This window comes from Lapillicoccus sp. (genome assembly GCF_039935575.1).
In the GTDB taxonomy this organism is placed as follows: Bacteria; Actinomycetota; Actinomycetes; order Actinomycetales; family Dermatophilaceae; genus Lapillicoccus.
Genome location: NZ_JBDTKA010000049.1, coordinates 1 through 5,753 on the forward strand (window position 1 = coordinate 1; position 5,753 = coordinate 5,753).

The 5,753-nt window shown below is 69.4% G+C and carries 5 protein-coding genes; 1 reads left to right on the forward strand and 4 read right to left on the reverse strand.

The genetic code is table 11. The features are described from left to right. Positions 1–126: glycogen/starch/alpha-glucan phosphorylase (locus tag ABI385_RS18460; RefSeq protein ID WP_407068232.1), on the forward strand; the 126-nt coding region annotated here is incomplete at its 5' end. A 364-nt stretch (positions 127–490) separates the two neighbouring features. Here the strand turns inward: ABI385_RS18460 and ABI385_RS06185 are convergent. The 4 genes from ABI385_RS06185 to ABI385_RS06200 all read right to left on the reverse strand — a co-directional run. Continuing rightward, positions 491–1,954, reverse strand: a complete 1,464-nt coding sequence (locus ABI385_RS06185; RefSeq protein WP_348102875.1) for an aldehyde dehydrogenase family protein — start codon at positions 1,952–1,954, stop codon at positions 491–493. A 453-nt stretch (positions 1,955–2,407) separates the two neighbouring features. Next, complete coding sequence (locus ABI385_RS06190) at positions 2,408–3,433, reverse strand: alpha-hydroxy acid oxidase (RefSeq protein ID WP_348102876.1); 1,026 nt, start codon at positions 3,431–3,433, stop codon at positions 2,408–2,410. Continuing rightward, positions 3,426–4,418, reverse strand: a complete 993-nt coding sequence (locus ABI385_RS06195) for a C-terminal binding protein (protein WP_348102877.1) — start codon at positions 4,416–4,418, stop codon at positions 3,426–3,428. The genes ABI385_RS06190 and ABI385_RS06195 overlap by 8 nt, the downstream gene beginning before the upstream one ends. After that, positions 4,415–5,753 (reverse strand): ArgE/DapE family deacylase (locus ABI385_RS06200; protein ID WP_348102878.1); only part of this gene is annotated, 1,339 nt, incomplete at its 5' end. The genes ABI385_RS06195 and ABI385_RS06200, both read right to left, overlap by 4 nt.

A 5,753-nucleotide genomic window follows, 5' to 3' on the forward strand; every position in this document is an offset into this window, starting at 1 on the left:
GACCCGGACCGGTGGTCCCGGTCGGCGATCCTCAACGTGGCCCGCTGTGGTTTCTTCTCCTCCGACCGCGCGATGCGCGACTACATCGACAGGATCTGGCACACCCCACCCGTCCTCGACGACTGAGTGGGCCCGAGGTGGCGGACGAAGGCGACGACGTGGCATACATCCAGAGGCGTATGGCGCTCGCTACCGGCGTCGAGGTGGCGTCGGCTGCGACCATCAGCTCGTCGAGTCCCCTCAGACCGCCCCACTCGACCGCGTGACTGGTCGCGACGAGCGGCCGCAGCAACGACGCGGATTCGTCCTCAGGCACGACAACTTCGTCGCCTGGTGCCAGGACTAAGCTGCGATCGCGACGCCAACCGAGACTGCTGGCACCAGCGCCACATCGCCGCGACATTTTCGCGCGGCGGAAACCCTTTGTGGCTGTATCGAGGTACGCCCCCCGTCGGCGCGAATTGTCCGACTGGGGCCGGATGCATGCTCATCAGAGGGACGCGGGGTCGCCGGCGAACTGCATGTAGCTGACTTTGAGATGTGTGTAAGTGCCGATCGCCTCGGTTCCGAGATCCTCACCGAGACCCGACTGCTTGTGCCCCTCGTAGGGAACCTGCCATGCGAGCCGATGCGGGCAGTTCGTCCAGACGATGCCAGCCTCAAGCCTGTCGACCATCGCCATAGCGCGGTCGAGGCGCGACGTCCAGACGGTGGCTGCGAGGCCGTAGTCACTGTCGTTGGCGAGGCGTACCGCCTCGTCCTCGTTTTCGAATCGTGTGACGGCGAGAACCGGTCCGAAGATTTCCTCGCGCGCGATCCGCATGTCCATCGTGACGTCGGCGAAAATGGTTGGCAGCATGAAAAAGCCGTCGCGTAGCTCCGGTTCAGAGGGCCGTCCGCCGCCGCTGACAAGGCTTGCGCCTTCCTCGAGGCCGAGGGCGATGTAGCGCTCAACGCGCTGGCGCTGTTGGTCGCTGATGACTGGCCCAAGCTGTGTGTTAAGGCGCTGCGGCAGGCCGACCATGAGCGCCTCGGCCCGTTCGCACAGCCGCTCAAGGAACTCGTCAGCGATCGAAGCCTCGAGCAGCAGACGGGTGCCGGCAGTACAGAGCTGCCCCGAGTTCGCAAACGCGGTAAACAGAGTGCCTTTGAGCGCACGGTCGAGGTCCGCGTCGGCGAAGACAATGTTCGGGCTCTTGCCGCCAAGCTCAAGATGGACGCTCTTGACCCGCTTGGCAGCCTCGCGCAAGATGGCGCGCCCCGTATCCGTCGAGCCGGTGAACGTGATCTTCGCGACACGCGGATCGGCGACCAGCGCGGCGCCGGTCGCGCCGTCGCCGTGAACGACGTTAAGGGCGCCCGCCGGGATGCCCGCCTCCGCACACAGCTGGGCAAAGACCGATGTCGACAATGGCGTCTGCTCGGCCATTTTTAGCACGACCGAGTTGCCGACTGCTAGTGCCGGTGCCGTCTTCCAAGCGGCTAGTACGAGCGGGTAGTTCCATGGTGCGATCGCGCCGACGACTCCATACGGCTCACGTCGAGAGTGGATGAACGAGCCTGGCACATCCGGGTGAACGACTCCGCGCACCTGTTCCGCGAGCCCGCCCGCGTACTCCATCAGGGTCGCCGCCTGCTCGACCTCAGCGGTTGCGTTGATCAGCGGCTTGCCGGTGTCGGAGCTCTCGAGTTCGCCGAGCTCGTCCGAGCGCTCGCGAAGCAGTTCAGCAACGCGACCCAGTCGACGGCCACGCTCGGGAGGTGGGAGATGGCGCCAGGTACCTTCGTTGAACGTGTGCATTGCGGCGCTGACTGCCCGGTCCACATCGGCGGAGTCACCATGGGCAACCTGCGCAAGATCCTTGCCGGTCGCTGGATCGATCGATGCGAACGTCTTCTGCGAGAGCGACGGCTCAGCCCGACCGTCGATGAAGTGGCTGGCGAATGCACGCATGGAACCTCCAGATGTGACGGGGTGATCAACCGCAGCAGGTGAGCAGGCAAGCGAGGAACTCAGGTATGGAGCAGCAACGTCGCTCTACGAGCCCTTCCGTCGGCAACTGACGGGCGCGTGGATCGAGGGTGTATTCGACCAAATCTAGCCCCGCTCGGATGATGGAATCCGTGTCGATTCCCCGTGATCGGCATCTACCTAGAACACGCCAAGTCGTTGAGTCTCCCGGAAGCGTTCCCGGGTCATCGCCATCCGGGCCGGTCAGCTCCCGTAACTGCCGGGTCGGTCTTCCATCACCACACACGTGACCTGTTGTCGGCCAGATACTTATGCAGTGCAAGGAGATGAGAGGTCATCAGGACCACGTCGTCTGTTCGGCAGCCCTGAGTCGGCCCGTCCCATCGCCGACCCGGACGGGCGCTTCCAGGTCGTCCCCTTATCTACCGACCTGCCTCAGTCCCAGGGACGCCAGACGACTAGATCGGGCGTGAGGTCGGCGGCGGTCGCCGCGCCGCAGAGCGCCATCTGGGCGACGACCCCGTCGGCAAGTGCGGTGAGCAGGCGGCATACCTCGCCCTCCCCACCGCGGGCCAGGGCCCACGCGACCGGGCGACCGACCAATACCGCGTCGGCCCCCAACGCGAGCGCCCGCACGATGTCCTCCGCCTGCCGGATGCCGCCGTCGACGAGGACCAAACCACGGCCCCCGACGGCCTCGACGACCTCCGGCAGGGCCTCCGCGGTGGTGATCGACCCGTCGACCTGGCGGCCTCCGTGGTTGGACACCGCGACGCCGGCGGCGCCGGCGTCCAGGGCGGTCGCGGCGTCGTCACCGCGCAGGATCCCCTTGACGACGACCGGCAGGCCACTGACGTCCCGCAGCCACGCGATGTCAGCGGGACCGCTGTCGGCCGGCGACCCGGCCGGGGGTCGGCCGCCGTCGAAGTTCGGCGCCGAGACGAAAGGAAGGGGGCCCAGGCGGCCCCGGAAACCGTATCGGGCGGCCTGCGGCGGCGAGTCGACGGTTAAGAGAAATCCCATGGCCCCCGCCGTCGCGCATGCCTCGAGGAACGGCCGCATCCGGTCGCGCTCCGGCCAGAGGTAGACCTGCTGGAGGAACGGGCCAGTCGCCATCCCCACGTCGTCCAGGGTGGACGCGCTGCCCGAACTGAGGCAGAAGCCCATTCCGGCGGCCCGGGCCCCGGCAGCGCAGGCGACCTCCCCCCCCGGGTCGAGCCAGGAGAGGCCGGCCATCGGTGCCACGAACACCGGGTGGGCGACGCGGTGACCGAGCACGGTGACGGACGGGTCGACGGTGGACACGTCCCTTAACACCCTCGGGCGCAGCGACCACCGGTCCCAGGCGCGCTCGTTCAGCTCGACCGTGAGACCGGTCTCACCACCGCCAGCGACGTAGGCGGTGACCTCCCGGTCGAGGTGGTCCGGAGGCCCGTCGCCCGCGGACCCGGGCTCAACCACGGCGAGGGTTGACCGCGGATGGCCGGGTGCGTCCGCGGACTTCGGGGTTGACGATCGTGGCGGCCCACCCAGTCGACAGCCACTCGAGGGTGGTGCTGCACATCGCCGCACGCAGCTGCTCCAGGCTGCGATCCGAGCTCGCGCCGTTGTGGCCGGTAAGGACGGTCTGGGGCGCGCCGCGGAACGGGTGGTCGAGAGGCAGGGGCTCAGTGGCGAAGACGTCGAGGGCCGCCCACAGCCGCTCCGCACGCAACTCGGCCAGGAGCGCGTCCTCGTCGACCACTCCGCCCCGCCCGGTGTTGACCAGGACGGCCGCGTCCTTCATGGACGCCAGGGCGGGGGCGTCGATGAGGCCGCGGCTGCTCGGGGTATCCGGGACGTGGAGGCTGACGATGTCGGACCGGCGCAGGAGCTCGGCCAGGTCTACGGTCCGCACGCCCGGCACGTCGGACACAAGGGGGTCGTGGCCGATGACGTCGGCACCGAACGCGGCGCACAGCTGTGCGACCCGGCGGCCTATCCGGCCCAGCCCGACGACGCCCACGGTGCAGTCCTGCAACCGACGGTGTGACGAGCAGCGCCCCCCCCAGCCCCCCGCCACGAGACGACGGTTGTCGTCGACGACCTGCCGGGTCACGGCCAGCATGAGCGCTAGGGCGTGTTCGGCGACGTCCTCGGTGCAGTGGCCCGGGGAGTTCGCGACGGCGACGCCGAGGTCGGTCGCAGCCGCGACGTCGACCTGCTCGTAGCCGACACCCCACCGCATCACCAGACCGCAACGTGGCAGCCCCTCAAGGACCGAACGGGTGATCAGGGGCCGCCACTCCAGCCAGATGACGTCGGCTCCGGCGGCCTGCGCCACGAGGTCCGCCGCGTCGCGGCAGCGCGCGACCTCGAGGTAGACACCAGCGGCGGCCAGCGCCCTCCGCTCCGTGTTGTACGGGGCGAGCACCCCGACGTTCTCGACCTGGACGACCGTTGTCACGGCGCGCCCCCGCTGGCCGCTGCCGCGCTTGCGGTCGCCGGTCCGGACCAGTTCACGATCGTGCGGGCCAGTATCTGGGCGACGCGGTGAACGCTGGCGAGGTCGACCCACTCGTCGGGGGCGTGCATACCGCCGCCGCCCGGGCCGAGATAGACGGCGGGCGTCCCGTCGTCGGCGAAGTACCGGGCGTCGGCGGTGCCGAACATCGGAGTGAAGCGGGCCGGCTGACCGGTGATCGCGGTGTAGGAGCTGGCGATCAGCGAAACCAGCGGATGGTTCGGCTCGATGACGTAGCCGTGGGCCCGGAACCCGTGCCACCTCAGCTGCGGCGGCGACAACGTCAGCCAGGGGTCGGCCGCCGCGAACCGCTGTACGGCATCGCGGATCGCGTGCTGGGCCTGCTCCACCGGCCAGTCCGGAGGGAACGACAGACGGGCGCCGACCCGGCACTCGAGGGGGACGTTGGACGGCCAGTCCCCGCCGGACACCACCCCGACGTTGAGGGTGTAGGGGCGCTCGACGTGGGCGTACAGGGGATGGCGCGGGGCCGCGTTGAAGTCATCTGGCAGGGCCCGCAAGGCACGGACCAGGTCCATCCCCAGCTCGATGGCGTTGACCGACGCGCCGGCTAGCCCCACGTAGGCCGGTCGGCCCGTGACCGTGACCTCGAACCATACGACACCGGTGTTGGCGATCTGTACGTCCTCCCAGCTCACCTCAGGGATGATCGCGCCATCGACGGCCGGTCCCCGTCGGCGCGCGGCCAGGGTGCCGTTGCCGCTGCATTCCTCCTCGATGACCGACTCGAACACCACGTCACCCGCGAGCGTGCCGTGGACGTCGCGGACCGCGTGGACGGCCAGGAGTCCCGCGACGAGTCCGCCCTTCATGTCCAACGCGCCGCGACCGTAGAGCCGGTCGCCGACCACGTCGCCGCCGAACGGGTCGCGTGTCCAGCGGGTAAGCGGCTCTGGGCTCACGACGTCGATATGGCCTGAGACGGCGAGCGACCGGCCCCCGCCCGAGCCGGCCCACCTGGCGGTGACGTTCGGGCGCACGCCCTCGCCGCCATCGACCGGTGCGTAGCGGCCGTCCTCGGCCAGCGACGCCGGGTCCACGTCCCACACGTCGACGTCTAGCCCGGCCCCCTCGGCGAGCCGCGCGACGTAGTGCTGGGCCGGTGCCTCCTGGCCGACGACGCTCGGGATCGTCACGAGGTCGCGCAGCGCATCGCGATATTCGGGCCACAGGCCCTCCACGCGGGCGGCGACGTCGCGGTGCTCCGGGAGCGGGCCGCGCGGCTCGTCGGTCATCGTCATTCGGTCACTTTCCAGC

Coding starts and splice junctions, on each gene's coding strand:
- ABI385_RS06185 (WP_348102875.1), bottom strand. CDS start 1,954: ATGCGTGCATTCGCCAGCCACTTCATCGACGGTCGGGCTGAGCCGTCG.